Source organism: Kutzneria sp. CA-103260, assembly GCF_018263855.1.
Classification (GTDB): Bacteria; Actinomycetota; Actinomycetes; order Mycobacteriales; family Pseudonocardiaceae; genus Kutzneria.
The window spans coordinates 1,874,532-1,900,309 of record NZ_CP073318.1; the positions used below are offsets into that span (position 1 = coordinate 1,874,532).

The window sequence follows — 25,778 nt, forward strand, 5'->3', positions numbered from 1 at the left end:
CCAGGTGCGCCGAGGCCGACGTCACGCCTTCGTCGGCCCGGACGACCGGCCGGCGCGACCGGTTGGCGAGTAGTGTCGAGAATGATAGCTTGCCTTGCCGCGCAAGGCATCCGAACGTGACTGGACGGGACAACGGCATGGTCTTCCACCCCGATCTCCGGCTGGCGCGGTTCCTGCCCCGCACCGTGACCACGCCGGCACTGCTGCCGGTGATGCGGTTCATGACGCGGATGGCCGCCCGCACGACGCCGCCTGACGTGGAGGTGGTGGCCGTCGGCGAACAAGCGTCGGTGCGGGTGTTCCGCCCTGCGTCGGGCCGGCGGTCCGCGCCGGCGCTGTTGTGGATCCACGGCGGCGGTTACGTGGCCGGTAACGCTGCCTTCGAGGACACGTTCTGCCGGGAAGTCGCCGGCCGGCTGGACGTCGTGGTCGCTTCCGTTGAGTACCGGCTGGCCCCCGAGCACCCGTTCCCGGCCCCGTTGGACGACTGCTACGCCGGATTGCGTTGGCTGGCCGACGATCCCGGGGTGGACCGGGCCCGGATCGCCATCGGTGGGGCCAGCGCGGGCGGCGGGCTCGCGGCCGGCCTGGCCCTGATGGCGCGTGATCGTGGGGAGATCGCCCCGGTGTTCCAGCTGCTGGTGTACCCGATGCTGGACGATCGGACGGCGGACCGGGCCGACATCGACCCGCGCACGCTGCGGGTGTGGAGCCAGCGCAGCAACCGGTTCGGCTGGCGGTCCTACCTGGGGTCCGCCGTGAAGGACGTGCCGTACCTGGCGGCCGCCGGCCGGTGCGAGGACCTGACCGGGCTGCCGCCGGCCTGGATCGGTGTCGGCACCGCGGATCTGTTCCACGACGAGGATGTCCGCTACGCGGCCCGGCTCACCGAAGCCGGTGTGCCGTGCGCGCTGGAGATCGTCCCCGGCGCCTACCACGGCTTCGACGCCATCGAGCGCTCCGCCGGTGTTTCCCGGCAGTTCACGCAGACCCAACTGTCCGTTTTGGACGCCGCTCTGAACGTGGCGGACTAGGGCTTGGCCGGTCGAACGAGGATCTTGGTGGCGTAGGCGCGGAAGGCCGCCACGAGGTGGTTGCGGTCGCGGTCGCGGGTCGCCAGCACGACGTGGCTGGCCTCGACTCCGTCGAGCGGGATGGCGGTGAGGTCGGGGCGCAGGGTGTGGGTGGCGACGGAGATCGTCACCGCCCGCCCTTCGGCGGTGAGTTCGAACTGGTCCGCGACGGCCTCGATCAGCGGGCCGTCGGGAGCCGGCCGTCCGTCGGGCCGTGGGTCGATGCGCCAGAAGGCGCTCAGGAGCGGGTCGGCCCCCCGCACCTGGGGCAGGGGCTCGTCGGCGATGTCGTCCAGGGTGACCGACTTCCTTGCGGCCAGCCGGTGGTCCAGCGGTACCACCAGCACCCGCGGCTCGTCGTACAGGGCCGTCACGTCCAGGCCGTCGGTGGCGAAGGGCAGCCTGGCGACCACCGCGTCCACGCAGTGGTCCAGCAGCGCCGGGCGCGGTTCGCCCGGGTCCAGCTGGAGGGTCCGGACCTCGGCTTCGGGGTGCCGGCGGCGCAGCTCGCGTACGGCCGGGGTGATGATGATGCCCGGCGTGTGGCCGACAGCGATGCGGCTGGGCAGGCCAGCGGCCCGGGTGCGTGCCGCGGCCTGGTCGGCGGAGCGCAGAAGCGCGGTGGCGAGCGGCAGGAAGACCTCGCCAGCCTCGGTGAGGTGGTTTCCCTGGGGCGTGCGTTCGAGCAGGCGAACGCCGAGCTGTTGTTCGAGGCGATGGATCTGCCGGCTCAGGGACGGCTGCGTGGTGTGCAGGGCTTCGGCGGCCCGGCCGAAATGCCGGTACTCGGCCACGACAGTGAAGCACCACACCAACCGCAGATCGAACGCGGCCGGAGGCGGTGGCGAATCGGGCACCGTTCCAGCGTAGCGCGCACCTGACCACGTCGGCATGAAGGCCGGAGCTGGGACGATACGCGCAGCGTATCGCCTCCTGCGGAACATTCATTGGACCCGGCCTGGGCGGTCGACCCAGAGTGGACCCACCGGCCGGGCGCGGCTTCGAACGCCCCCTCTTCCGGTCCTCGACTCCCTATGCCCAAGGAGGCATGGTCATGCGCGCGTTCGTCACCGGCGCGTCCGGGTTCATCGGTTCCGCTCTCATCGACGCCGGCCATCCGGTTCTCGCCCTTGCCCGCTCGGATGCAGTCGAGACGTTCGGCGGCGCCATCGAGGGTTCGGGCCGTCCGCTGGTCATCGCCTCCGGAGGGCCCGTGGGAAGCGAGCAGGACACGCCGCCCGCCGCGGGCAGCCCGCGGATCGCCGGCGCTCAGCCGAATGCTCTTCATCAACGGGTACGGCACCCAGCTCAGGTCTGCTTACCCCGGTTCGATGCCCGCTGCGAACCGGTCCCGGCAGCGCCATGAGCGACCAGGGCGACCAACCCAGGCAGAGACCAACACGAAGGAAGGAGACCGTGATGCGATACGGACCGGACAACCCTGACGCCACCTACGTGCAGCACGCATACCCCGAGTCCACCTTCGACACCGGTGAGGTGACGCTGAACTACGCCACGACCGGCTCTGCCGACAACCCGGCTGTCGTGCTCATACCGGCGCAGGCGAACTCCTGGTGGAGCTATGAGGCTGCCATGAAACTCCTGGCTGACGAATTCGAAGTCTTCGCCGTCGACCTGCGCGGCCAGGGACGCTCCACATGGACCCCGCGACGCTACACAGTCGACAACATGGGCAACGACCTGGTCCGGTTCATCGCCGGACGCGTCCAGCGCCCGGTCGTCGTCAGCGGCAACTCGTCCGGTGGCCTCATCGCGGCGTGGCTGTCCGCGTATGCGCCGCCCGGCATGATCCGCGGGGCCTACTTGGAGGACGCGCCGCTGTTCTCGGCGGAGATCCGCCCGCCCTACGGCCAGGGCACGAGCCAGGCCGTCGGCCCGATGCACCAGCTCATGAACAAGTACCTGGGCGACCAGTGGTCGATCGGCGACTGGCAGGGATTCCGCGAGGCCTTGCCCCGCGAACTGCCCCCCGCGCTGCTTCGAGGACTGGCGGCGATGTCCGGCCGCTCCGGCGGCTACTTCGGCGGCGACGAACCGCCCCAGAGCATGAAGGAATACGACCCCGAGTGGGCTCGCGCCTTCTACACCGGCTCGGCCACCGCCTCCTGCGACCACGCCCGCATGCTCGCCGCGGTGAAAGCCCCCGTGATGTTCGCCCACCACTACCGCACCGTCGACGAGGAAACGGGAACACTGCTGGGGGCCGTCTCAGATCTCCAGGCCAGGCACGTACGGGAGCTGATCACCCAGACCGGTCAGCGATTCGACTACGCGTCGTTCCCGGAGGCGGGCCACAACATGCACTCAAGCGACCCGCAACTGTACGCCGACACCTTGCGCGACTGGGCCGCGTCACTCGACATCACGGCGGGGACGCCGGACTGATCAGCCTCCATGCCACGCCGCCGGTAGCGCAGCTGCTGAGAAACGAGCGGGTGTGTCATGAGCATTCGTGATACTCCCAGACGTGCACCGCTACCGAGTCCGGCGCCGCATCGTGGGGGTCGTGTGCCGCGCTGCCAGGTGCCGAGCCCGCAGAGCCGGTGTGCACGGGCACCTTCGTGCACCATCGGGCCGGGCTCCGCGTCATCCTGGTGTGCGGCTCGTGCCGGGTGGGGCTGGGCGAGGGAGGGCAGGGGACGAATGACGACAAGTGAAGTGATCGGTTTCGTGCTGGCCGTGTTGGCGAGCCTGCTGTGCCTGTGGGGCGGTGTGCGGGAGGCGCGGTTGCAGGCGCGCCTGCGTCGGTACGGCGTGCGCACCGAGGGAGTGGTGGTGGACCAGGAGATGGTCACGGGGGACGACTTTCTGACGCCCGTCATCGAGTTCACCGACCGGCAGGGACGGGCCGTCAGGTTCACGCCCGTGGCGAGGGGGTCGAGGATGGGGATGGATCTCGGAACCCATGTGCCGGTCGTCTATCTGTCCGAACAGCCCGAGAAGGCAAGGCTGTTCACCAGGAAGCAACGCCGACCTCACGTCAGTTATTTTGCCGCAAGCGTGATCTTCTTCGGCGGCGCGGTTTGGGCGTGGCTCGCCCGCTGAACTTGTTCCCCTCCTCGTTCTCGCTTCCGCCCCGACCTACGTTCTTCGGAAGGTGCGGCCCCAGTCGAACCCACTCCGCGTCCGTAAGATCACCCTTCGCGGCAGACCTGGCGAAGCGAGCCGATGCCCTGGAGGCTTGCTGATCATGGTTTGAGCCAGAGGCGGATCGAGGCCACGGTGACCGTGCCGTGGAAGACATAGGCGCGCTTGTCGAACCCGGCGGGGGCCTCCTGCGTGCTCCCGCCGCGTGCTGGTGAGCCCGGCAGGTGGTGGAGTCCACCGACACCATCGACGAGTCGATGCGGCCCTCTGCATCCGCGTCGGCCAGGACCGCCGCAAAGATCCTGTCCCACGTGCCGTCCGCCGACCATCGCCAATGTCGCTCATACACGGTCTTCCACTTCCCGAACCGCGCAGACAGGTCCCGCCACGAGAAGTCACATGATCCGCCGGACAGGCCCTAGGGTCGACGGCATGACGTTGCACTTCAACGCCTTCATCTGGCCGAACGGCTATCACGAGTCGGCGTGGCGGGTCGTGCCGGACGACGTCAACGGTGTGCTCGGTTTGCCCTATTACGCGGAGATCGCCCGGATCGCCGAGCGTGGGCTGCTGGACTCGGTGTTCCTGGCCGACAACATCGCGATCGCCGAGTACCGCGCGACCCATCTGCCCCAGACCCAGTTCGACCCGATCTCGGTGCTGTCCGCGCTGGCCGCGGTCACCAGTCACATCGGACTGATCGGGACCGGCTCGACCACGTACAGCAAGCCGTGGGAGCTGGCCCGCCGGTTCGCGACGCTGGACCACCTCAGCGGCGGCCGCGCCGGCTGGAACATCGTCACCACGATCACCCCGCTGGCCGCGGCCAACTTCGGTGAGCAGGTCCATCCCGAGCACGCCGACCGGTACGCGCGGGCCCACGAGTTCGTCGACGTGGTCACGCGGGTGTGGGACAGCTGGGACGACGACGCGGTCATCGGTGACCGCGAGAACGGCGTCTGGGCCGATCGGAGCCGGCTGCACGCTCCACGTTTCCATGGCCAGTACTACGACGTCGAGGGCGTGCAGCCGTTTCCCCGCTCGCCGCAGGGCCATCCCGTGCTGGTGCAGGCGGGGCAGTCGGCGGCGGGCATCGGGCTGGCCGCCCGCTACGCCGAGCTCGTGTTCTCCGGACCGCCCTCGCTGGAGGCGGCCGTCGCGTTCCGGACCGACTTGCACGCCCAGGTGGTGGCCGCCGGCCGCGACCCTGGGCAGGTGTCCGTGCTGCCGGCCCTGATGGTGACCCTGGGCGGCACGGAGGCCGAGGCCCAGGCCCGCGCCGACCGGCTGGAAGAGCTGGCGAGTCCGGAGTTCCGCTGGCAGAACGCCTTGTACACGGCCGGTTTCGACCCCGACGCATTCGACCCGGACGCCCCGCTACCCGCCGACCTGCTGGCTGGGCCGGCGCCCTCCAGTCGGGCCGGGCAGCTGTTCTCCGCCGCCCGCGCGCACCCGGACGCGCCGCTGCGCGAGATCGCCCGCCAGATCACCGGCGGCGCCGGCCAGATGCACTTCGTCGGCACACCCGAGCAGCTCGCCGATCACGTCATCGCGTGGCAGGACGCGGGGGCGGTGGACGGATTCACCATCATGGGCTCGACGCTGCCCTACGAGCTGGCCGCGTTCGTCGACCACGTCGTGCCCATCCTCCAGCGCCGGGGCCAGTTCCGGACTGAGTACACGGGCAGTATGTTGAGGGATCACCTTGGGCTTGCTCGGCCGGGTGTTCGGTAGCTTTTGTGGGGTGGGTTGGTTTTTTGGGGTGGTTTTTTTGGTTGGCTCCGGGTGGATTTTGCGTGGAGCCTCTGGGCGATGGCAATCGAGGCAAGAACCGGGCAGGCTCCGCCTGCCTCGATTCGCCGGAGAGCGTACGCCATCGCCCCCCTCCACGCAAAATCCACCCTCCGAGGTTAGAGGGGGCGGTGGCTGGGTTTGCGGGGTCGGGTTTGCGATTATGCATGAAACTCGAATTCACCCGTTAGTGAATCGAGTTCGATCTTTGACAGGCGTATTCTGGAGGCATGGAAGAACTCACCCGAGAGTTGGAGAGTAGGGAACCGTCAGGGGCTCTGCTGGATCTGCTCATGGGTGTGGATCTCAACGCTCTGACCGCCGATCAACAGGTGACGGCGTTCATTGTGGCGCGGAAGATCAAAGCCTTCGCCGATTATGTGCAGCTGTCGATTCTGCGCGATGTCGAGGACACGGCTGAGCTGGCGATGGCGGTGCATGAGCCGGAGCAGTCGGTGGTCCGACAGAAGCGCGGCAGTGAGGTGTTGGACCGGTTGCCCCGGCTGTCGGAGCTGCTGCGGCGCGGGGAGTTGGATCTGCGCGGGCTGGAGACCGTGGACGAGCGGATCGTCAACCTGCCCACCCCGGCCATGGTCGCCGAGGTCGAAGACGAACTGGTCGAGGTGGCTCCGGAGCTGACTCGAACCCAACTGGCCCGCCGGGCTACCAAGGCCGTGGCCGAGGCCGACCCTCTCGGCTACGACCAGCGCCGTCTGAAGGCCAAGCAGGACCGTCGGGTCGAGTTCACGCCTCTGCCCGATGGCATGGCCCAGCTACGGATCACCCTCACAGCCTTGGATGCTCGCGAGGTGTACGACGTGCTGACTCAGGATGCCCGCGCCCTGGTCAAGGACGAGCGGACCACCGACCAGAAACGGGCGGACGCCTTCCTGGACCGGTTCCTCGGGTACGGGGTGGACCGCAAGGTCAAGGTCCACGTCACCATCTCGCTGGAGACCCTGATGGGCCTGACCGAAGACCCCGGTCTCCTGGACGGCTACGGCCCCATCGCTGCCGACTCCGCCCGCGAGCTCTCCATGCACGCTCCCTGGCGCGGCCTGCTCCTGGACAAATACCGGCGGGCTTCCGAGCTGAGTACCGACACCTACCGTCCCACCGCCCGCATCAAGGAATTCGCCGAACTCAATGCAGGTGGAGTCTGCTCCGCCCCCGGCTGCACCACCCCCATCCAAGAACTCGACCACACCATCCCCTGGCCCGCCGGTGACACCACCGCCACCCAACTCAAGGGCTACTGCGCCCATCACCACCACCTCAAACACGGCAACCACACAGTGACCCTGGATTCCGACAACACCCTCCATTGGGTCACCCCACTAGGCCGCCACTACACGACCACGCCACACCAGTACTGAGCACCCGTTCTTTGACAACTCCACAGCGAAACGAACCAAGGGAAACCAAAGCCCGAAAACCCCCAAGAACCTGAACCTTACCCCCCAATTCCAACCACACCATCCCTCGACCTCAAGCCTCCCCCAACCCTCCCGCCCGTCCAAAGCCGCTCTAAAAGCAACACCCCACCCAACCGGAACCAACCCACTCACCCCAACCACCCACCTGACCCGCCCCACCCACCTACCCCCGCATCTGAGCCCGTGCCCACTCGTCGAAGCTGGTGAGCGGGATACCGAGATCCCGCGCGTACTCCGGGCGTCCGGGCTGGCCGACGACGTTCATGAACTCGTGGCTGGCTCCCATCGCCGGCATGCCGGCGGCAACGGCCTGCTCGACGGTCATGTCCGGCGCGGACAGCTCCGTGCCCAGGGCGCGGGACAGGGTCTCGGCGATCTCCGCCATGGACAGGTAGTCGCTGGCCAGCTCCAGTTCGAGCTGGTGGAACCGATCCGGCGCGGCGATGGCTGCGGCGGCGGCCCGGCCGATGTCCGCCACGGCGACCAGGGACAGCTTGGTCTGCGGCTTCAGGACGCTGACCAGGCCGCCCTCGATGCCGCGCGGGAACAGGAAAGCCATGGAGGGCAGGAAGTTCTCCATGAAGAAGCCTGGCTTGAGCAGTGTCCAGCGGGGAAAGCCGGCGGTGCGGAGCCGGTCCTGGATCGCCGCCTTGGCACCGAGCGTGGGTTCCATCGACGCCCAACGGCCCTCGGCCCAACCCGGCGCCTCGGTGTGCTGACCGGCACCGGTCACCGACGTGTGCACGAACTGCGGCACGCCCGCTTCCCGGGCGACTTCGATCAGGTTGACGCCCTGCCGCACCTCGCCGTCGAAGTCGAAGCCGGCGCCGGTGAAGGCGGGCATCTGCACGGAGAAGACGGCCCGGACGCCCTTGGCCGCCCGGGTGATCGACTCGCGGTCGTCGAGGTCACCGGTGACCAGTTCGGCGCCGAGCGCCTCGACAGCCTTGGCCGGGGCGGTCGACGGGTCGCGGACCAGGGCGCGGACGGGCACGCCGGCGGCCAGCAGGGCACGGGCGGTGGCCCCGCCCTGACGGCCGGTGGCGCCGGTGACCAACACGGGTTCGGTGGGCATGAAGGCTCCTCAGATCACGAAACGGCGGGGCCCGCCGTTTTACCTGAGGTACGATATGGCGGGGCCCGCCACTTAGCAAGCACGGAGAGATCGCCATGGCCGACAGCCAGCGCGCCGACGCCCGGCGCAACTACGCGCGCATCCTCGCCGTGGCCGAGGCGGAGGTCGCCGCGCACGGCTCCGCCGCCTCCCTCGAACAGATCGCCCGCACCGCCGGCGTCGGCTCGGCGACCGTGCGTCGGCACTTCCCGACCCGCCGCGCACTGCTGGAGGCGGTCTCGCGGGAACGTATCGAGGCCCTGTGCGCCCGTGCCCGCGACCTCACCGGCGTCGGCGACAGCCGCGACGCCTTGCTGGCCTGGCTCAGCGACGTCGTCGCCTACTCCGTCGCCGCCCGCGGGCTGGCCGCCGCCCTGGCCTTCGACGGCGACCCCGTGCACGACAACTCCTGCGCGTCGGCGCTGGAGAACGCCGGCAACCCCTTGCTGCACCAAGCCATCCAGGACGGCGCGGTGCGGCAGGGGGTCACCGTCACGGACCTGATCACGCTGATCGTCGGCATTGTCCTGGCCACCGAGCACTACCCGGATCCCGTCGCCCACGCGGACCGGCTGTTCCGGCTGGCCGTGGCCGGGCTGAACCCCTAGACCAGCAGTCGGCGCAGGACCGGCTCCAGCTCGGCTCGGCGTGGTGTTCGGGGCGACACCAGCGCTTGGTAGAGCAGGCCGTCGAACAGCGCGGTCAGCGCCCTCGCGGTGACCGGGTCGAATCGTGACTGGAACACCTCGGTCAGCATCGTGTCCCACGCCGTGCTGGCCGCGCGAAGTGCGGGACGCCGCAGCGCCGCACCGTAGAGTTCGTATGCCAACACGGTGGCCTCGCGGTGCTTGGTCACGAGCCGGACCGCGAATCGGGCGAGCTCACTGCTCAGGTCGGCATCGTCGGGCAGCGCCAGCGCCCAGTCCCGCAGGCGCTGCACGTTCTCCTCGGCGACGGTGCGCACCGCGGCGTCGAGCAACTCGTCGAGATCGGCGAAGTAGTAGGTGGTGGAGCCCAGGGGCACGTCGGCGCGGGCGGCCACGGCGCGGTGCGTGAACCCCGCGAGGCCGACCTCGCCGATGACCGCCACCGCGGCCGCGACGATCCGCTCGCGACGGTGCGGGTCACGCCGGCGCGTGCCGGCCGCGTTCGGCGCCATTCACCCTCCATGCCCGAAGAACTGTTCCAGCGCAAGAGGTTCATCGTAGCTGCCCACATTGCGGAACGGTCCTCGGCACGACTGTGTACAGATGTACATTGACGCGGGTGACCGCCACTGCGATCTCCATCGAACCGCTGACCGTCACGATCGGCGCCGAGGTGTCCGGCATCGACCTGTCCGACGCGCCGTCGCCGGACGCCGCCGCCGAGATCCGGTCGGCGCTGCTCGACCGGAAGGTGTTGGTGTTCCGTGGCCAGCGCCTGACCCCGGACGCGCACCGCGCGTTCGCGGCCGCGCTCGGTGAGCTGACCCCGGCCCATCCGGTCGTGCCCGGCCTGGACGCCGAGCACCCCGAGATCTACGTGCTCGACAGCGGGGACGGCGGCAAGGCCCCGGTGTGGCACACCGACGTGACGTTCATGCGGCGGCCGCCACTGGGCTCGGTGCTGCGGGCGGTCTCGTTGCCCCCGACCGGCGGCGACACGTGTTGGACGGACTTGGAAGCGGCCTATGGCGCGCTGTCGCCGCAGCTGCGCCGGCTGGCCGACGAGCTCGACGCTGTCCACGATGGACGGAAGGACTTCGAGGAATACCTGCACGTCCGGTTGGGCGGCGAGGGCAACACGTGGGAAGGCGAACGCGTGCGGACGCTGGATCCGGTGGTGCACCCGGTGGTGCGGGTGCATCCGGAGACCGGCCGGCGGAGCCTGTTCGTCAATCCCGGCTTCACCACGCGCATCGCGGACGTGACCGACACCGAGAGCCGGGCGCTGCTGGACGTGTTCTTCGCCGCGATCGGCCGCCCGGAGCACAGCGTCCGGCACCGGTGGCAGGCCGGAGACCTTGTGGTGTGGGACAACCGCAGCACCGCGCACTACGCGGTGGATGACTACGGCACAACTCCTCGCGTGATGCACCGCATCACCATTCGGGGCGACCAACCGGTCGGTCCGGGCCCGCGTGCCGGCTAGGGGAGTTCGGCCAGCTTGCGGCGCATGTCGGCCAGGAACACCGCCGCCCAGCGCGGGGAGTAGCGGTCGGTGAGGTACTTGAGCTGCAAGGTCACCGTGCCGGCCTCGGACCGCACGCCGACGTCGAGGCCGCCGCGGGGGACCCGAGGGGTGGGGATGGCGAGCTGGCGGACCGACAGGCCGCGTGGCTGGGGGAGCGTCGAGGTTCGGTCCTCGTAGACGTTGAAGTACACGTGGGGCGGGATGTCCTCGACCCGGGTGGCGAGCACGCCGTAGAGGTCGGGTGCGAGGTGCTTGACCACCAGGGAGTGCGGCATTCGCTGGTGCCGGACGGCGCCCCACAGCGAGCTGGCCGCCCGTTGCGCGAGTTCGGGGAACGGCGGGTCGCCGGCGCAGCTGACGCGGATCACCGCGCGGGTGGTGAGGTAGCCGACGAGGCCGTCGTTGGCCGGATCGGACCGGTTGCCGACCATGGTCAGCATGCCGACGTCGGCGGGGTCGCCGCCGTGCTGGTGCTGCCGGATGGTGGCGGCGAGCGCAGCCTGGTAGACCGGGACGGCGCTGATCCCTTCGGCGTCGGCGAACCGGCGCACCCGGGCCGCCAGCTCGTGGTCGAGGCGCTGGTTGGCGATGCCGACCTGCCGAGGGGCGTGGCAGGACGGATCGACCAGGCCGGAGGCGGGAATCGGGCCGATGCCGTCGAGTTGCCGCTGCCAGTACCGCAGCGGCCGCTCCAGACGTTCCCCCTGGAGGTACTCGCGTTCCCACCAGGCGAAGTCGGGGAACTGTGGGGCCGGCGGGAGTGCGGCGTCCAGCGACTCGTACAGCTGCCACAGCTCGCGGCCGAGCACCGACAGCGACCAGCCGTCCACGACGATGTGGTCGAACATCAGGGCCAGCACGTGGTGATCGAGGTCCACACTGACCACAGTGGACCGCAGCAGCGGCCCGGTGGTCAGGTTGTAGGGCCGGTCCCAGTGCTTGGCGACGATCTGGATCGCCCGCTCCAGCCGCCGTGCCGGCACGACGTCGTCCACCTCGACGAACTCGACGCCGGCCCCGCGCGGGGCGACGGCCAGCCGGTTGCCCTCGGGGAAGTGCTGACGCAGGGCCTGATGTCGCATCGTGACGGCCTCGACGGCCTGCTCCACCAGGTCCGGCTTCAGCGGGCCGGTGATCTCGAAGGCCAGCACCACGTTGTGGTTGTTCAGGTGGATGTGCCGGCCGAGGTGCAGCCGCTCCTCCTGACTGAACGACGCGAGCGTCACCGTTGCCTCCAGACGAAAACGGCCGCCGGCACGAGCAGCGCACCGCAGAGCACGGCCAGGGTCGGAAATCCGAGGTAGGCGACGATCGCCCCGCCGACCGCGCCGGCGACGGCCGCGCTGACGCCCATCAGCACGTCGGACAGCCCCTGCACGGCCGGGCGGCGGTCCAGCTCGACCGAGTCGGACACCATCGCCGAGGCCGTGACCAGCACACACGACCAGCCCAGGCCAACGCCCAGCAGGCTCACCGTGAGCAGCACGAAGTCCGCCGACACCGCCAGCGCGCACGACGCCAGCAGCAGCCCGAGGCCGCACAAGACGAGCCGGGGCCGGCCGAGCCGGTCGGACAGCCAGCCGAACAGTGGCGAGAAGGCATACATGCCAACGAAATGGGCGCTGTAGACGATCCCGACCGCGGCCAGTGGGGCCCCGCCCTGTCGCATGTGGAGGGAGGTCATGGACATCATCGCGGTCATCACGGCGTGCGAGCTGGCCACGCAGGTCAAGGCGGCCCGGGCCCGGAGGTCGGTGAGCCCGGCGATCCCGGCCCGCAGGCCCGGCCGACGCGGTGCGGCGTTCACACCGGTGGCCGCGCTCCGGGCCAGTTGCAGCGGATCCGGGCGCAGGAAGAGCCACGCCACCCCGGCGGCGAGCACAAAACCGCTGAGGGCCAGGACAAAGCTGCCGGCGTAGTGCGGCAGGCCGAAGCCGGTGGCCGCGCCGGAGGTGTTCGGTCCGACCAGACCGCCGACCGTGGTCATCGCCACGATGACTGACAGGTACCGGCCCTTGGCCCCACTGGGCGCGAGATCCGTTGCCGCGTAACGGGACTGGAGGTTCGCCGCGGTCGCCGAGCCGTACAACACCATGCCCAGCAGGAAAAGCCAGAACATGCCGACCACGGCGGCGAGGATGCACAGCGCCGCGCCGGCGGCCCCGGTCAGGTACCCCACCAGCAGTCCGCGCCGCCGACCGTGGGCGTTGGCAACCGCGGCCAGCACGGCGGCGGCGACGGCCGAGCCGAGGGTCGACGCCGTCTGGGAAAACCCGGCCAGCACAACGGAAGGCGCGAGCGAGGCGGCGGCGATGGTGGCCACGACCGTGCCGCTGGTGACGCCGACGCTGCCCAGCACCTGCCCGACGACCAGCGTCCGCATGGTCCGCCGCTGCACGGACGCCGTCGACACCACCGGAGTCGTCACAGTCACAGCCACTGGCCGGCCTCCGGCCACGTGCGGACCACCCGGCGGACGGCGTACTCCCAGTACGACCGCACCGACAGGTCGGCGTAGATGAAGTCCCGCTTGAGGTTCACGTCCCACTCGCTGGACCACGTGTACGGCATGCCGGCGCTCTCGGCCAGCAGCTGCAAACGGCAGGCCCGCTCCAGCACCTGCGCGAACACTGCCGCGTGCCGCACGCTCTTGCCGACGATCACGCCGCCGTGGTTGCGCAGTAGCACCGTCTCACCATCGCCGAGCTCCTTGGCGATCTGATCGCCGGTCTCGATGTCCAGCACGGTGTTGCTGGTGACCGTGTACAATCCCATGCGGTCCACGAAGTACGCGCCGTCGTGGGACAGCGGCCGCAGCGCCAGGTCCGTCGCGCCGAACACCAGCGTGTGCGGGGCGTGGCTGTGCACGATGCCGTTCACGTCCGGCCGGGCCCGGTAGATTGCTTGGTGCAGCGGCAGTTCCGGCGGGGCCATGGCCGGCGCCGGCACGGTGTGGTCCACCGACGCTTCGACCACCTGATCCGGCGTCGCCTCGTCGAAGCCGCACAGCGCGTTCTTGATCAGGAACGTGTCCGCGCCCGGCAGCCGGGCCGAGATCTGCCCCTGGTTGAAGTCGTCGTGCCCGTCCAGCGACAGCATCCGCGCCCCGCAGGCCACCTGCGCGACCAGCCGTTTCGTGCTCATCTCCCCAGATCCTCCGACTCGTACACCGCGGACATCGAATAGCGGCCGGCGGGCCGGCCGGGCAGCCAGCGCGCCGCCAGCACCGCGCCGGCCGCCGCCGCGGCCAGATCGCCGACCTCGTGCCGGACGCTGACGGTCTCGCCGGCCAGCGTCACCGTCAGCTCGTGCTCGGACACCGGCAGGCCGCTGCGCCGGGACGCGATCTCGCCGACCGGGCCGCCCCACTCCTCGGCCAGCCGCACCGCCGTGGCGCTCGGTCGGTGCGCCTTGGTGCTGGGATGCCGTTCCCACACCGTCGCCTGGCCGGTGTGGCCGACCAGCTCGGCCAGCCGGGCGACCAGCTGGCGCTGCACGTGGTGGCCCAGCGAGAGATTGGTGGCGAACAGGACCGGCACCTGCTCGGCGAGTCCCGCCACGTCCCGTGGATCCACATTGGACACACACGCCACCAGCGGAGTCCGGTTCCGCCGGCAGTACGCGGCCACCTCGTCCCACGCGTCGGGCCCGCTGGCGTCGACCAGCACGTCCGGCGTTTTCGCGCCGTGCCAGCCTGCCGAGCGCGACGCGGTCAGCACGACCCGGATTCCGTCGCGCTCCAGGCTTCGCCGGATCGCCTGACCGAGCCGCCCGGTCGCGCCGATGACCCCCGCGCTGGTCACCGTGGCCGTGGTCACCGGGCAGCTTGCACGAGCGCGGCGATGTCGTCGACGGTGGCCAGCTGGCCCGGCTCCGCCTCCAGGTACACGCCCAGCTCGTTCTCGATCGAGTCGATCAGCCGGATGTAGGACAGCGAGGTGAAGTTCACCGCCGACAGCGAGCCGCCGGCCGCGTCCAGGTCGTGTTCGGTGACCTCTTCGCCGGCGGCGATCACCAGTTTGACGATCTGCTCCCGCACGGTCACTTGGACCTCCTCCTTCGCATGAGTTCGCGCAGCGCCGTCACCGACGGCTTGCCGATCGAGTTGGTGGGGATCTCGGCGACCAGTTCGATCAGCGCCGGGATCTTGTAGCCGGGCAACACTTCCTGGCAGTGCCGGCGCACCGCGTCCACGGTGAGCCCGGGTTCGCCGGTGACCACGACCGCGACCACGTTCTCGCCGTGGGTGTCCTCGCAGCCGAACACCGCGGCGTCGTGCACGGCCTCGATGCCGTGCAGCACCTCGCTGACCTCGATGGGATCGACCTTGCGGCCGCCCACGTTGATCACCCGGCCGGACCGGCCGGTGAGCACCAGCTCGCCGTCGCTGAGCCGGCCCTCGTCGCCGGTGCGGTAGAAGCCGTCGGCGGTGAGGCGACTCTCGAACACACCGGGGGCGTTGAGATAGCGCGAGGCCATCGACTCGCTGCGCACCTCCACCTCGGTCTCGGTCGGCCGCAGTTCGACGCCCGGCAACGGGCCGCCGAGGCCGCCGTCCGGACCGGGGTCGGGGGTGAACGTCAGCGGCCCGGTCTCGGCGATGCCGTAGTAGTCGCAGATCGCCACGCCGGTGACCGCCCGGAACCGGAGGCAGGTGGCCGTCCGCAGCGGGGCGCCGGAGGAGATCGCGAGCCGGACGTCGCCGAGCCGGCATTCCCGGCGCACCAAGGAGTCGTAGAGCGCGGGGAAGCCGACCAAGCGGGTCGCCCCGGTCTCCTCGACGAACCGGGTGACCTTGCCGGCGGTGGGCAGGCCGTGACCCAGGTGCAGCGCGCCGCCGACGAGGAAGGTGGCCAGCAGCGAGGTGTTGAACGCCAGGCCGTTGGACAGCGCGGCGAAGCAGGCGATCCGGTCCTCGCCGGTGAGACCGGTGCCGGCGGCCCAGTTGCGGGCGGCGGCGTGCACGGCGTCGCCGGAGAACTCGATGCAGTTGGGGTGACCGGTGGAACCCGAGCTGAACCGGCAGACCTCGGTGTCCGGCAACAGATCGTGCCGCCGGCCGTCCGGGGACAGCGCCACCAGATCGTCCTGGTAGAGCAGGTCCAGGGAGCAGTCCTCGATGATGCGCCGCAGTTCGACGGTGCCAAGCGCGGCGTCGATGAGGAACGGCACGTGGCCGGCCCGCAGCGCGGCGAGGTAACGGACGACGTACTGGGTGGAGTTCACCGCGTGGATGCCGATCCGCAGCCGGTCGCCGGGCAGTTCGGCGGCCAGCTCACCGCTGCGGGCGTCCAGTTCGGCGTAGGTCAGGCCGTTGACGGCTTCGCGGCCGCTGTGCCCGGCCAGGCAGGCTTCGAAGGCCTGCGTCAGCTTGCCGGTCATCGCTCGGCCTGTGCGTACGCGGGCTGGAGCCGGTCCAGCTTGGTGCCGGTGTGGTCGTCCTGGCCCAGGGCCAGCACGTACAGCACCTTGTGGTCGGCCGGCAGCCCGGCGATGCGCAGCCAGCGCGGACCGTCGAAGCCGCCGACGCCGGTGACGCCGAGACCGGCGGCGGTCGCGCCGAGGTAGACCAGGTGGCCGACGGCGCCGGCGCGGAAGATCATCTCGTGCAGCGTGTGCCGGTGGTCCAGCAGCTCGTCGTGCGCGGTGTGCAGCAGCACGTACGCCCCGGCGTCGCCGAGATGCCGCTGGAGCATGCAGGCCCGCATGGTCGCCCGGCGATCCCCTTGGGGCACAACGGTCAGCTCGATGCCGTCAGCGGGCAGGTCGATCGGCAGCCGCCAGGACGCCGCCGCGACGGCCTGGGTCAGCCGCGACTCGGGGATCGCCACGCCGGGGCGGAACTGCTTGCTGGACTTGCGAAGTCGGGTCAGCTCGGTCCAGGTTCCGCTCGGCGGCTCCGCGCTGGCGGCCGCGGTGGCCAGCGAGATCGGCCGGGGCGTGAGTGACGGCGGTTCGTCGCTGAGGGACAGCTGGGGGTCGATCACCGTGCGGCAGGCCAGTTCCAGGGGGTTCTGGAACTCGGCCAGCGGGTCGGCGTCGCGTGCGTCGAGCCCGGTCCAGCCGTCGGTGTCGACCGGCTGCCCCGATGAGCCGAACGACACGACCGAATGAACTTCGCGCAGACCCAGTCCCAGACCAAGGAGTTCGGACAGCGCGCGGTGGTCGACACGCAGCCGCAGCACGGCGCGCGGGTCCCGGTCGCGGGCGACGCCGAGCAGGCTGGTGGCCAGGTGCGCCGCGTCGATCTGGGTGTAGAGGAAGCCCCGGTGGCCGTACTTGCGCATGGACAGCCAGGGCCGGGTCACCACCAGGATGTGCGCCTCGCCCGGCCGCGGCACCGGCAGATTCGCCGCGGTCAGGGCGAGTTCCGGCGAACGCGCGGCCCGTAGCCGGCGGCAGATCCGGGCCCTGGCGTCCACTTGGAACAGTGCGAGGCCGTCGCCGGCCCGGGAGACGACGTAGCACTCGTGCGGGTGGATCGCCCCGGCCGATGGGGTTCGGTGGCCCACGTCGATCACCGCCAGCGCGTCGGCGACACCCGTGTCGGCGAGGTCGTGCGCGGGCAAGGGATCCGGGTCGCCGATGTCGGTGAGCCGGTGCCAGAACCGCGCGATTCCGGCGTCGACCCCGCGTTTTTCCTCTGTCTGCACGGTTTCCCCTCGATGGCGGGAACAAGGATGCCTCGCTGAAAACGTTTTCATCCAAACGAGACGTCGGTCAACCGGCAGTCGGTCGATCAAAGGAAATCCCTTGTGATGCACAGGTTACCTTGTGGGTCAGGGGTATCTGTGCATCAAGATTGAGAGGTCCATAATGGACAGTCGACGGCCCGCGAGGCGTTCACCCCTCATGGCTGCTTGTTCAACGCGAGTTCGGCCGCGGGTCTCTCGCCTGTGTTCGGCGGCTACCAGGTCACGAGGTCGGCGGGAGCGCCAACGCGAGGGTGATGACTACGTCCAACTGCGCGTGCAGGCCGGTGGTCATGATCGGGACACGGGTCGCGCGGGATCCGGCGACCACCCGCAGCCGGGTGCCCAGGCGCTGGTGCTCATTGTGCGCTTCGATGAGAACCGACAGACCGGGCGAGGCCATGTAGGTCACGCCGCTCAGGTCGACGACCAGCGTTGTCTCCGCGTCGACGTCCTGGCGGGCGTCGGCGAGCCGTTGGCGGAACCGGGCCGCCGTGTCCGAGTCGATCTGCCCGGTGACACGCAGGACTGTGGCCGGACCGGCCGTCTCCTGGCGGAAGTTGAGATCGTCGTCGGAAGTGTGGTGTGCGGAGGTCATGGTCACTGCGTCCTGGGTGTGGAGGTCGGGCGGCACGTCCAGTAGGGATATCCACAAGTGGCAGCGGTGAAACCCGCGATGAACAGCACATGGCGGCAGGCCATTCGGGTGATGGACGCTGCGACATCTGCCCTGATCTCCAATGGGTGAACGGAAATGCTGGGCCGAATGCCGTATTGCCGACACGTAGCCGCAACACCACGTGCGTAGGACGAGGCTCCCTTGCCGGCTGCTCATGCGACCATGGCCGCATGAGCGACCGAGCACTGCGCGGAAGATGGGTCGCCTCGGCAACCGTGTTGGCGGTCCTGTCCCTGCTCGGCGCCGCGTGCGGCCAACCCGCCGACATCGCTCTGCCCCACAACGGCTCCGCGCCGCCGACCCAGCAGACCACCTTGTCCGACGCCCAAATTGCCGCGTGGCAGACCGCGATCCAGAACTATCGTCAACAGGCCCAGGCCCAGAAAGTGCCGCACGCCGCCCTCCAGGCGTGTTTCCTGCTCACCGCCGCCCAGGTCGACGCCGACCTCTCCCACCCGGCACAGCCCTGGTGGATCGTCGGCACCCTCGCCGCCTCGCTGCCGGCCGCCGACCCGAACTCCGCTCGCTGCCTGCTGACCACCCCGGCACACGACCTCAGCGCCGGCACCTCCGGCGGCGACACCGGCGCGTACATCGCCCTGCACACCGGTCCGGGCGTGGGGCTCGACACTGCCACCCCGCACCTGAGCACCCCTCTGCCCGGCACCCACTGGACCCTCGACTATTCGGCCTGGCACCGGCGTGTTCCCACCGCTGCCGAACTGGCGTGGGTGGTGCGTGATCTGGTCGCCAACCTCGCCACACCGCGGCCACCCAGTGCCTATCTGCCGACCTCCTGATCCGACAAGGAATCACTCCAACCTCGCATTTGTGGACCGACCGGACGTCTAGGAGCCGTCGACGACCTGCCGCCCGGGCTTGAGCATGAGAGCCGGCGGCTGCTCGTGCCCGCGCCAGCCGCTGGTGTCCGTGCCACCGGGGGCCAGTCGGGCCAGGAAGTCGGCCATGGTGGTGAAGATCTCCTGGTCGCTGACCGGCTGCCAGCCGTGGGGCTGGCCGACGCCGTAGATGAACTGGAAGTCAGGCTTGGGGGAGGTGAGCTGGTCGGTCTTCTGCTCGAAGAGCTGGACGCCGTTGTTGAGGAAGTAGGTGTCCTCGGTGCCGACGTAGACGTGCAGGCGGCCGGCGATCTTCGGGCCGAGGGTCGCCCAGCGGGCGGTCACGATGGTCGACAGCTCCGAATGGGCCTGCCAGTAGGCGGCGACGGCGTGGTCGACGGCGCCGGTCCGCTTGTCCCAGATGGGGCTGGGATAGCCGTCCTTGCCCTGTGGGCCGAACACCGCCTGCCAGATGTCCCACTGCCCCTGGCTACGGCCGCGAGAGGCGCACGCCCGTTCGTAGGCGTTCTCCTGAGCCATGGTCCACCAGGTGTCGCCGGTGTTGTGCCGGGCCGATGGCCGGGGCACGACTTCCCAGGGATTGTCGATGACATAAGCGTTCGCGTCGGAGTAGACGTTGACCAGCTGGTGGGCCCGGAAGTCGAGCGGATCCGGGTAGCCGGCCCAGGCTCCGGCGTAGAGGTCCGGATAGAGCACGAGCGTGGCGGCGGCGATCCAGCCGCCGGTGGAACCGCCGGTCACGGTGCGGCCCCAGCGCTGTCCGATGGTCCGGAACCGCCGGTCGATGGCCGGCACGAGCTCGGTGTTGATGGCGTCGCCGTAGGGGCCGAGATTGGCCGAGTTCACGTTGTACGAGTCGTCGTAGAACGGATTCTCGCTGCGGACCTGCACGGAGATGAACCGGGCAGCGTCGGCGGAGACCCACCAGCGGGAGAAGTCGTCCCCCAGCGACTCGTCGAACCCGTGCGGCCGCCCGCCGCCCTCCGCGTAGTGGCCGACCTCGAGCTCCATCGGATACCGCACGTGCTGGTTGGCCGGCAGGTCGTAGCCCTCGGGCAGCAGGATGTCCGCACCGAGGTAGACGTCGCGGCCCCAGAAGCGGCTCAGCAGCTCGGAGCGGATCTTCATCCGCTTGACGTGCTTGGACTCGGCCGGATTGCCCTGCTGCCCGGTGCCGCCGGGCGGAATCGGGTCGACCGGGCCGATCACCTTGTCCAGCGTCAGGCCCACGGTGCCGGTCCGGCTGTCGATGCGGACGGTCCGCGGAGTGGAGTAGACGTTGCCGGGCGAGTGCCAGATGTCGCCGCCGTCGCCGCTGGGCCAGTGCACCTGCACCACGGAACCATCGGAACGGCGATTGGTCTCGTAGGTGTTGAAGAAGCCCTGGACGACGTAGTCACCGGGCGGGATGTCGGTGAGGGCCGCCAACGGGGCGCCGACCACGGAATCCCCGGACCGCAACACCATCGGCGTGTCCGGCCGCATCATGGCGACGTCCATGCCGAAGAACGGAACGCTGATCGGCTCGCTGCCCTGGAGATTGTCCCGTGGCTCCGGAGCGTTCGGGCTCAGGTCGGACTGGCGCGCGATGATGACGAACGCGCGGCCGGCAGTGGGCTTCAACCCGGTCCCGCCGGCCACGGTGAGGGCGAAAGCCACCGAGCGCGAATCCGGCTCTGCCTGCGCGGTCGTTGCCCCGGCCAGCCCGGCGACGGCGGCGATCGAGCCGGTCACCATCGCCCGCCTGGTCACGCCACCAGCCGCTGTTTCCCGTGCCCTGTCCGCCATTCGGCCCTCCCCGATCCCTGAGCGACGCCGTCGTGCCGCACCATCATGGAGAAGGCCGGCGCACCTAGTCGAGAGCCATGGGAGATCCCTGTCGCTCCGCCTTCAGCCGGCTATGCTCCGCGCGCAGCAGATTGCGCACCTGGTTGTGCAGGCTGGTGAACTCCGACTCGGTGATGGTGCCGCGATCGGCGTCCATGATCTGCCGGTGCACGAACGCCACCGAGGGCCTGGTGGCCACGGGGCCGGCGCTCGCGGCCTTGTCGACGATGTCGATGGTGAAGCTGATCCAGTCGGCCTTGTGGTACGGCCCGCCGGGGATGGCCGGGTTCGCGGCCTCGGCCTGCTCGACGATCGCCTCCACTCGCAGCCGTATCGCGTACCCGAGCCCGTCCATGCGCGGCCGGAAGTCACGCAGGGCGGACTCCATGGCCAGCTGTTCGGTGTTGACCGCGTTGGTGCCGACCACCAGGTTGTGGAAGACGGTGGGGCCGTCGTCGTTGTCGCCGATGAGATGGCACCACTCGTGCGAGGCGAGGCGATCCCCGGTGCCGCCGCGGCCGGTGGTCGGCATGACGTCGTGCGCGCGGAAGCCGCCCATTTCCGCAGCTGGGACGCGACCGGCGTGCTGCCGGTTCGCCAGCGGCGGCTTGCTCAGCCCGACCTGGCCGCGGGTCCGGGACTGTCCGGCCAGTCGGTCGTAAGCGGCCGGGAGCAGGAAACGGCGGTTGTGCTTGCGGGCCCCGTTCCGGTGCGTGAAATTGGGGTCGGTGATCTTGGGCGTGTAGAAGAGGAACGGCTGGTGCGGGTCACTGGGCAGTTGCTCCAGCGAGTCGAGGTCGTCGCCGCGGACGCGCTTGTCCGCCTTCAGGCCCCGCCCCTCGACCAGCGCCCGCATCGCCTCGGCGTGGTCGCCGGGCAGGTCCAGCCGGAACTCCGGGTTGACGTCCCAGTAGTCCCCGAACCGATAGGTCCGCCCCATCGACCGGCCCCAGGACTTCTTGGGGACCCGCTTGACCACCCTGAACGGCGCGTTCAGGTCGATCAGCGTGTCGGAGCGCCGCCGGCCGGGGTCGTTGATCGCCTGCACGGTGTAGACGAAGTAGTAGGTCTGGAACTCGATCTTCTGGTTCTGTGTCAGCTGGACGCCCGTACGGGTCGTCGTCCGCGAAGGCGGCGTGAAGGCACGCTCGACGCGCACCGCGTCCATCTCGTAGCCGGCGCGCTGGCCGGCGTAGGCGAACTCGGGCACCGGCCCGGCGTTCCCGTCCGCGTCGAACTTCTCGACGGGCAACCACATCGCCGCCAGGTTCTCCAGCTGTTCCCGCTGGGCTTGCTTTTCCGCTTCGGAACCGTGGACCACCCGCTGCACCGCCGCTCCCGGCCGCACGGAATGTCCGGTGTGCGCCGCCGGGGCCGAGCGCTGCACGGGCCGGTCGTCTGCGTGGGAATGTGCCCGCAGCCGCTGGACTCCGACGAGGCCAGCCACGGCGGCGTTGCCGACGCCGCGCTGCAGATCCAGGATCGCCGCCGCCGTCAGGGGCGCCTCCGGGTGCACCGGCGCCGAGGCGGCGACCGGCGTGTCCGGCCGCCGGGCCGGCGACTGGGACGTGCTGGCCGGTTCGTGGTCCTGCGCGCGCATGAGCCCTCCAGTCCCTCCTCGCGGCCGGGTCTCCTGACGCTGCCAGCCGGGACCGGGCCGGAAGAAGGGCCGCGAGGGCACGATCGACTCCCCATCTCACCGGGCAAAAGGGCACCGATCCGATGGGTGTCGGCGTACCGTGAGGGCGAGGGTCGTTACCGGCCAAGGGGGTTGCGATGGTGTGGTTCATCGTTGTCGGGGCTTTTGTCGTGTTGCTGGCCGTCGCGGCCGTCGTGGACAGTCGGTCGCGGCGGATTCGCGGGCACGCGCTGACGATGCGGCTGCCCAGCCGGATGGACCGCCGGGCCGAGGCGCGGATGGCGCGCCGGGCCGTGCACGGTTCCTACGAGAAGTACCGGGCCCGTCGGCCCGGCGAGGACGTGCCGAGGGCCGACTGACCACTGTGGACGCCTCACGGCTCGGTGATGTCGAGCGTCACCTCTGACAGCGGCCGGCCGACGCAGGTCAGGATGAAGCCGTCGGCCTTCTGTTGGGGAGTGAGGCAGTTCGGCTCGCTCTGGGCGACCTGGCCGAGGCGGAGCCGGACCATGCAGTCGCCGCAGTTGCCGACGGTGCAGGAGTAGGGCATCGGCAGGCCGGCGGCGAGCCCACCGTCGAGCAGGGTCTGGCCGGGCTCGACGACCGCGGCGCCGGCCGGCTGGCCATCGGCCTCGACGGTGAGCCGCTGCGGTGTGGTGATCACGGGCGCGGTGTCGGCGGCGCTGGCGTAGCGCTCCTGGTGGACGGACTCGTCGGGGATGTTCAGGCTGGTCAGGGCAGCCTGGAAGGCGGCCATCAGGGGATCGGGGCCGCAGACGTAGTACTGGGCGGTCGGCGTGGGGGAGAGGCTGGTGACCCAGCGGCCGATGGCGTCGGCGTCGAGGCGGCCGTCGCGGCTGGTGAGGACATGGGCGACGGTCAGCTGGTCGGGGTGATCGCCGGCGAGGCGGGCCAGGTCGGCGGCGAAGATGGTCTCGTCCTCGGTGCGGCTGCTGTAGAGCAGCGCGATCCGGGCGTGGTCGGTCGGGTCGGCCAGGCGGGTGCGGATCATGCTCATCATCGGGGTCACGCCGCTGCCGGCGGCGACCAGGACGATCTCGGCCGAGGGCGTCAGGTGGAAGGAACCCGACGGCCCGCGCACGGAAAGATGGTCGCCGGCGCGGAGATTCCGGTGCACATGGGTGGAGAACCGGCCGCCCTCAACGTGTTTGACGGTCACCTCCAGCCGTGGTGATCCTGGTGCTGAGGAAGCCGAATAGGCCCGCCGCTCGGGGCGGCCGTCGATGTCGGCGACGAGCGTGAAGAACTGGCCGGGACGGAAGTCGAACGAGGACGGGTGGTCGCCGGCGTCTTCGAGCACGAGAGTGAGCGCGCTGGGCGTCTCCCTGCGGATCTCGGTGATTCGCACCTCCCGCAACGGGTTCTCCGTCGCGGTGACAGCCAGCTGCTTCGGCCGGTCCGACTCGACGTCGTCGTAGCCTTCCTTCTTCAGACCCGACCGGTAGACCCGGTCGATCGCCAGCCGCATCAGCCGGTTGATCCCCGGAATCGCCCCGACAACCTTCAGCAGGAACGGAAGCGGCCCGGACTTGGTGGCCGCTGTGTTGGCGGCGAGGTGGGCGCTGGCCAACGCCATCAGGTCCGGTGCCTCGCCGCGGTCAAGGTGCGCGGCCGGGGACCACAGCCGAGCGCGGACCACGGCGTCGCTGCCGATCACTTCGGCGTCCTCGACGTCGATGACCAGCGCCGCGTGCGGGGGCATCCCGCGCAGCGCCATCGTTGCCAACAGGGCCGCGTCGTCGGTGAGCGCGACCCGGCCGCGGACGTGCAACACGCCGCTGCGTCCGGGGACCAGCGCGGCCAACGAGATCCGGTCGTCCTGGAGCAGATTGTGCAGAGTGTCGGCCCGTTTGTTGCCTTTCCGGTCCGGGATGACGAGCGTGCGGCCGTCGAGGATCCGCGCCACTGTCTCGCGATCCCCACGCGGACTGGTGTCGCTACCGCCGTCAGAGTCCCATGTGGACAATGCGAGGAACTTCGCCGCGGCCAGGAAATCGGCGACGCCCGGCCGGGACAGCGGCCCGTCACCCTCAATCGAGGCTGTCGGCTGGGGCGGGACGGGCGGTTGCCACAGGCGGGATCGGAGGACGGCCTGCGCGCAGTGGATGTACGCCTCGGTGACGTCGACGGTCGTCTGCCCGCGCTTGTGCGACACCACCGATCCGTTGACCCGCAGGATTTCCCCGACGCCGGGCAGGAGGAAGAAGAACGACACCGGTCCGTGTGGGACGCCGGACTCGCCCAGGGCGAAGGAGATCCGCGTGGCCGAGCGGACGCGGGTGAATCCCGGCGTGCCGCCGATGAACGTCGTCCGGCTGACGCCGTCGGCGTCCCGGTAGCCGAACGCCGCGATCGGGCACTTCGCCAGGATCGTCCGGCAGCCCTCGTCGAGGGCGCTGATCGTCTTGAGCATGATCATGGCCGCCGGCCGGCCGATGATCGCCTCGACCTCGGCGGCGGTGGTCAGCCGGTGCAAGGTGTCTGTTTGCTGCACAAGGATTCCTCTCAGCCCGGGGAAGAGCGCCCCAGGCGCCAGTAGCCGACGAAGGAGATGTCCTGCTTCGGCACGCCACGCTCGCCGGCCAGATGCCGGCGGACCCCGGTCGCCAGCCGGGACTCGCCCGCCGCCCACGTGTAGAACCGGCCCGGCGGCAGCGTCGCGCTGCGCACGGCATCCAGCGCCAAGTCGCCGGGCCGCAGGCTCTTGTCGTCGCGGCTGCGCCAGTGGATGCGGACGCCGGCGGGCGTGTCGACCGGCCGGATGTCCGCCGTGGTCGGCACTTCCAGATAGGCCTCGGTGGGCAGCGTCGTGCCGTCAATGATCGACAGGATGGCCGGCAGCGCGGTCTCGTCGCCGACCAGCAGTTGCCAGTCCGCCTCCGCCGGCCGCCGGTACGTGGTGCCGATGTCGAAGATCCCGGCCGGATCGCCCGGTTCGACCCCGCGCACCCACGACGACAGCGGGGCGTCGCCGTGCAGGGCGAACTCGATGTCCACCTCGTCGTCGGCCGGCCGCACGCGGCGGATGGTCAGGTTGCGGACCCAGGGGCGGACCGACTTCGGCAGCAGCATCAGCTGGGCGATCCAGGCGTCGTTCGAGACGGTCGGCATCCGCAGCGCGGTCTGCCCCGGGCGCGGGAAGAACAGCCGGACCGCCTGGTCGTCGCCGGCCACGACGAGGTCCCGCACGGCCGGGCCGCCGAGGGTGAGGCTCGCGAAGCCCGGGGTGAGCAGTTCGCGGCGGCGCACCGCCAGCGTGATCATCGTGCGCGACGCCGGCAGCCGTACCTTGGGGATCACGGCGTCGACAGATTCTCGCAGGTCATGGCACTATTGTGAGCAATGATTCAGGTTCCTGGCTAC

25 protein-coding genes and 1 pseudogene are annotated in these 25,778 nt (G+C 70.2%); 10 read left to right on the plus strand and 16 right to left on the minus strand.

Features of this window, described 5'->3' with window-relative positions; all coding sequences use genetic code 11:
• The first annotated feature begins 116 nt into the window (after window positions 1–116).
• On the plus strand, window positions 117–1,034 hold the full coding sequence (locus tag JJ691_RS08240) for an alpha/beta hydrolase (protein WP_211768189.1): 918 nt from the start codon (window positions 117–119) through the stop codon (window positions 1,032–1,034).
• Here the strand turns inward: JJ691_RS08240 and JJ691_RS08245 are convergent.
• Complete coding sequence (locus JJ691_RS08245; protein ID WP_249227773.1) at window positions 1,031–1,930, minus strand: LysR family transcriptional regulator; 900 nt, start codon at window positions 1,928–1,930, stop codon at window positions 1,031–1,033. The genes JJ691_RS08240 and JJ691_RS08245 overlap by 4 nt on opposite strands.
• 197 nt (window positions 1,931–2,127) lie before the next feature.
• Between JJ691_RS08245 and JJ691_RS52115 the strand changes: the two genes are divergently transcribed.
• The 3 genes from JJ691_RS52115 to JJ691_RS08260 all read left to right on the plus strand — a co-directional run bounded on the left by JJ691_RS52115 (window position 2,128) and on the right by JJ691_RS08260 (window position 4,139).
• Window positions 2,128–2,439: a hypothetical protein gene (locus JJ691_RS52115; RefSeq protein WP_249228379.1), complete on the plus strand. Its 312-nt coding sequence runs from the start codon at window positions 2,128–2,130 to the stop codon at window positions 2,437–2,439.
• A 53-nt stretch (window positions 2,440–2,492) separates the two neighbouring features.
• Entirely contained in the window at window positions 2,493–3,479 is a 987-nt protein-coding gene (locus JJ691_RS08255; protein WP_211768191.1) for an alpha/beta fold hydrolase, read from the plus strand.
• 258 nt (window positions 3,480–3,737) lie between these two features.
• The gene (locus JJ691_RS08260) at window positions 3,738–4,139 is read left to right on the plus strand and encodes a DUF3592 domain-containing protein (RefSeq protein ID WP_211768192.1); all 402 of its coding nucleotides are present in this window, start codon (window positions 3,738–3,740) and stop codon (window positions 4,137–4,139) included.
• Between the two features lie 220 nt (window positions 4,140–4,359).
• Here the strand turns inward: JJ691_RS08260 and JJ691_RS08265 are convergent.
• Window positions 4,360–4,569: pseudogene (locus tag JJ691_RS08265) on the minus strand (transposase); the annotation flags it as partial.
• 44 nt (window positions 4,570–4,613) lie between these two features.
• Between JJ691_RS08265 and JJ691_RS08270 the strand changes: the two are divergent.
• Together JJ691_RS08270 and JJ691_RS08275 are read left to right on the plus strand one after the other, a co-directional pair.
• Complete coding sequence (locus JJ691_RS08270) at window positions 4,614–5,915, plus strand: NtaA/DmoA family FMN-dependent monooxygenase (protein WP_211768193.1); 1,302 nt, start codon at window positions 4,614–4,616, stop codon at window positions 5,913–5,915.
• A 287-nt stretch (window positions 5,916–6,202) separates the two neighbouring features.
• Window positions 6,203–7,348 (plus strand): DUF222 domain-containing protein, encoded by a 1,146-nt coding sequence (locus tag JJ691_RS08275; RefSeq protein WP_211768194.1) that lies wholly within the window; start codon window positions 6,203–6,205, stop codon window positions 7,346–7,348.
• A gap of 223 nt (window positions 7,349–7,571) precedes the next feature.
• Here the strand turns inward: JJ691_RS08275 and JJ691_RS08280 are convergent, their stop codons facing one another.
• A complete protein-coding gene (locus JJ691_RS08280) occupies window positions 7,572–8,483 on the minus strand; it encodes an NmrA/HSCARG family protein (RefSeq protein ID WP_211768195.1) in 912 nt (303 codons plus the stop codon).
• Window positions 8,484–8,578: 95 nt separating this feature from the next.
• Here JJ691_RS08280 and JJ691_RS08285 point away from each other — a divergent pair, with 95 nt between their 5' ends.
• Window positions 8,579–9,130, plus strand: a complete 552-nt coding sequence (locus tag JJ691_RS08285; RefSeq protein ID WP_211768196.1) for a TetR/AcrR family transcriptional regulator — start codon at window positions 8,579–8,581, stop codon at window positions 9,128–9,130.
• Here JJ691_RS08285 and JJ691_RS08290 read toward each other — a convergent pair.
• A complete protein-coding gene (locus JJ691_RS08290) occupies window positions 9,127–9,681 on the minus strand; it encodes a TetR/AcrR family transcriptional regulator (RefSeq protein WP_211768197.1) in 555 nt (184 codons plus the stop codon). The two genes, JJ691_RS08285 and JJ691_RS08290, sit on opposite strands and share 4 nt — an antisense overlap.
• A 107-nt stretch (window positions 9,682–9,788) precedes the next feature.
• Here JJ691_RS08290 and JJ691_RS08295 point away from each other — a divergent pair, with 107 nt between their 5' ends.
• The gene (locus JJ691_RS08295) at window positions 9,789–10,655 is read left to right on the plus strand and encodes a TauD/TfdA dioxygenase family protein (protein WP_249227774.1); all 867 of its coding nucleotides are present in this window, start codon (window positions 9,789–9,791) and stop codon (window positions 10,653–10,655) included.
• Here JJ691_RS08295 and JJ691_RS08300 read toward each other — a convergent pair.
• From JJ691_RS08300 to JJ691_RS08335, 8 genes are all read right to left on the minus strand, one after another.
• Window positions 10,652–11,923: a condensation domain-containing protein gene (locus tag JJ691_RS08300; RefSeq protein ID WP_211768198.1), complete on the minus strand. Its 1,272-nt coding sequence runs from the start codon at window positions 11,921–11,923 to the stop codon at window positions 10,652–10,654. The two genes, JJ691_RS08295 and JJ691_RS08300, sit on opposite strands and share 4 nt — an antisense overlap.
• Window positions 11,920–13,125: an MFS transporter gene (locus JJ691_RS08305; protein ID WP_211768199.1), complete on the minus strand. Its 1,206-nt coding sequence runs from the start codon at window positions 13,123–13,125 to the stop codon at window positions 11,920–11,922. The genes JJ691_RS08300 and JJ691_RS08305 overlap by 4 nt, the downstream gene beginning before the upstream one ends.
• Before the next feature lie 2 nt (window positions 13,126–13,127).
• Window positions 13,128–13,841, minus strand: coding sequence for a class II aldolase/adducin family protein (locus tag JJ691_RS08310; RefSeq protein ID WP_211768200.1), 714 nt, complete (start codon window positions 13,839–13,841; stop codon window positions 13,128–13,130).
• Complete coding sequence (locus JJ691_RS08315; protein WP_211768201.1) at window positions 13,838–14,515, minus strand: dihydrodipicolinate reductase C-terminal domain-containing protein; 678 nt, start codon at window positions 14,513–14,515, stop codon at window positions 13,838–13,840. The genes JJ691_RS08310 and JJ691_RS08315 overlap by 4 nt, the downstream gene beginning before the upstream one ends.
• The gene (locus JJ691_RS08320; protein ID WP_211768202.1) at window positions 14,512–14,742 is read right to left on the minus strand and encodes a hypothetical protein; all 231 of its coding nucleotides are present in this window, start codon (window positions 14,740–14,742) and stop codon (window positions 14,512–14,514) included. Before JJ691_RS08320 ends, JJ691_RS08315 begins: the two co-directional genes overlap by 4 nt.
• Complete coding sequence (locus JJ691_RS08325) at window positions 14,739–16,079, minus strand: class I adenylate-forming enzyme family protein (RefSeq protein WP_211768203.1); 1,341 nt, start codon at window positions 16,077–16,079, stop codon at window positions 14,739–14,741. The genes JJ691_RS08320 and JJ691_RS08325 overlap by 4 nt, the downstream gene beginning before the upstream one ends.
• Complete coding sequence (locus JJ691_RS08330; RefSeq protein WP_211768204.1) at window positions 16,076–17,350, minus strand: nitroreductase family protein; 1,275 nt, start codon at window positions 17,348–17,350, stop codon at window positions 16,076–16,078. Before JJ691_RS08330 ends, JJ691_RS08325 begins: the two co-directional genes overlap by 4 nt.
• 262 nt (window positions 17,351–17,612) lie before the next feature.
• Window positions 17,613–17,987, minus strand: a complete 375-nt coding sequence (locus JJ691_RS08335) for an STAS domain-containing protein (protein WP_211768205.1) — start codon at window positions 17,985–17,987, stop codon at window positions 17,613–17,615.
• A 251-nt stretch (window positions 17,988–18,238) separates the two neighbouring features.
• Between JJ691_RS08335 and JJ691_RS08340 the strand changes: the two genes are divergently transcribed.
• Window positions 18,239–18,868, plus strand: a complete 630-nt coding sequence (locus JJ691_RS08340) for a hypothetical protein (RefSeq protein WP_211768206.1) — start codon at window positions 18,239–18,241, stop codon at window positions 18,866–18,868.
• A 48-nt stretch (window positions 18,869–18,916) separates the two neighbouring features.
• On the opposite strand, the gene JJ691_RS08345 is transcribed toward JJ691_RS08340, so the two are convergent.
• Together JJ691_RS08345 and JJ691_RS08350 are read right to left on the minus strand one after the other, a co-directional pair.
• Window positions 18,917–20,716 carry an alpha/beta hydrolase-fold protein gene (locus tag JJ691_RS08345; protein WP_211768207.1) on the minus strand — a complete coding sequence of 600 codons (1,800 nt, stop codon included), beginning with the start codon at window positions 20,714–20,716 and terminating at the stop codon, window positions 18,917–18,919.
• 64 nt (window positions 20,717–20,780) lie between these two features.
• Complete coding sequence (locus tag JJ691_RS08350) at window positions 20,781–22,355, minus strand: hypothetical protein (RefSeq protein ID WP_211768208.1); 1,575 nt, start codon at window positions 22,353–22,355, stop codon at window positions 20,781–20,783.
• Window positions 22,356–22,531: 176 nt separating this feature from the next.
• Between JJ691_RS08350 and JJ691_RS08355 the strand changes: the two genes are divergently transcribed.
• Window positions 22,532–22,753 (plus strand): hypothetical protein, encoded by a 222-nt coding sequence (locus JJ691_RS08355; protein WP_211768209.1) that lies wholly within the window; start codon window positions 22,532–22,534, stop codon window positions 22,751–22,753.
• A gap of 14 nt (window positions 22,754–22,767) precedes the next feature.
• On the opposite strand, the gene JJ691_RS08360 is transcribed toward JJ691_RS08355, so the two are convergent.
• Complete coding sequence (locus JJ691_RS08360) at window positions 22,768–24,909, minus strand: 2Fe-2S iron-sulfur cluster-binding protein (RefSeq protein ID WP_249227775.1); 2,142 nt, start codon at window positions 24,907–24,909, stop codon at window positions 22,768–22,770.
• Window positions 24,910–24,920: 11 nt separating this feature from the next.
• A complete protein-coding gene (locus JJ691_RS08365) occupies window positions 24,921–25,715 on the minus strand; it encodes a siderophore-interacting protein (RefSeq protein WP_211768210.1) in 795 nt (264 codons plus the stop codon).
• Window positions 25,716–25,778 lie beyond the last annotated feature (63 nt).

Bases quoted from the DNA above. Each gene is read 5' to 3' on its own strand.
- JJ691_RS08345 (WP_211768207.1), bottom strand. From the start codon at position 20,716: ATGGCGGACAGGGCACGGGAAACAGCGGCTGGTGGCGTGACCAGGCGG.
- JJ691_RS08335 (WP_211768205.1), bottom strand. From the start codon at position 17,987: ATGACCTCCGCACACCACACTTCCGACGACGATCTCAACTTCCGCCAG.
- JJ691_RS08290 (WP_211768197.1), bottom strand. From the start codon at position 9,681: ATGGCGCCGAACGCGGCCGGCACGCGCCGGCGTGACCCGCACCGTCGC.
- JJ691_RS08350 (WP_211768208.1), bottom strand. From the start codon at position 22,355: ATGCGCGCGCAGGACCACGAACCGGCCAGCACGTCCCAGTCGCCGGCC.
- JJ691_RS08340 (WP_211768206.1), top strand. From the start codon at position 18,239: ATGAGCGACCGAGCACTGCGCGGAAGATGGGTCGCCTCGGCAACCGTG.
- JJ691_RS08275 (WP_211768194.1), top strand. From the start codon at position 6,203: ATGGAAGAACTCACCCGAGAGTTGGAGAGTAGGGAACCGTCAGGGGCT.
- JJ691_RS08270 (WP_211768193.1), top strand. From the start codon at position 4,614: ATGACGTTGCACTTCAACGCCTTCATCTGGCCGAACGGCTATCACGAG.
- JJ691_RS08355 (WP_211768209.1), top strand. From the start codon at position 22,532: ATGGTGTGGTTCATCGTTGTCGGGGCTTTTGTCGTGTTGCTGGCCGTC.
- JJ691_RS08325 (WP_211768203.1), bottom strand. From the start codon at position 16,079: ATGACCGGCAAGCTGACGCAGGCCTTCGAAGCCTGCCTGGCCGGGCAC.
- JJ691_RS08280 (WP_211768195.1), bottom strand. From the start codon at position 8,483: ATGCCCACCGAACCCGTGTTGGTCACCGGCGCCACCGGCCGTCAGGGC.
- JJ691_RS08285 (WP_211768196.1), top strand. From the start codon at position 8,579: ATGGCCGACAGCCAGCGCGCCGACGCCCGGCGCAACTACGCGCGCATC.
- JJ691_RS08255 (WP_211768191.1), top strand. From the start codon at position 2,493: ATGCGATACGGACCGGACAACCCTGACGCCACCTACGTGCAGCACGCA.
- JJ691_RS08260 (WP_211768192.1), top strand. From the start codon at position 3,738: ATGACGACAAGTGAAGTGATCGGTTTCGTGCTGGCCGTGTTGGCGAGC.
- JJ691_RS52115 (WP_249228379.1), top strand. From the start codon at position 2,128: ATGCGCGCGTTCGTCACCGGCGCGTCCGGGTTCATCGGTTCCGCTCTC.
- JJ691_RS08310 (WP_211768200.1), bottom strand. From the start codon at position 13,841: ATGAGCACGAAACGGCTGGTCGCGCAGGTGGCCTGCGGGGCGCGGATG.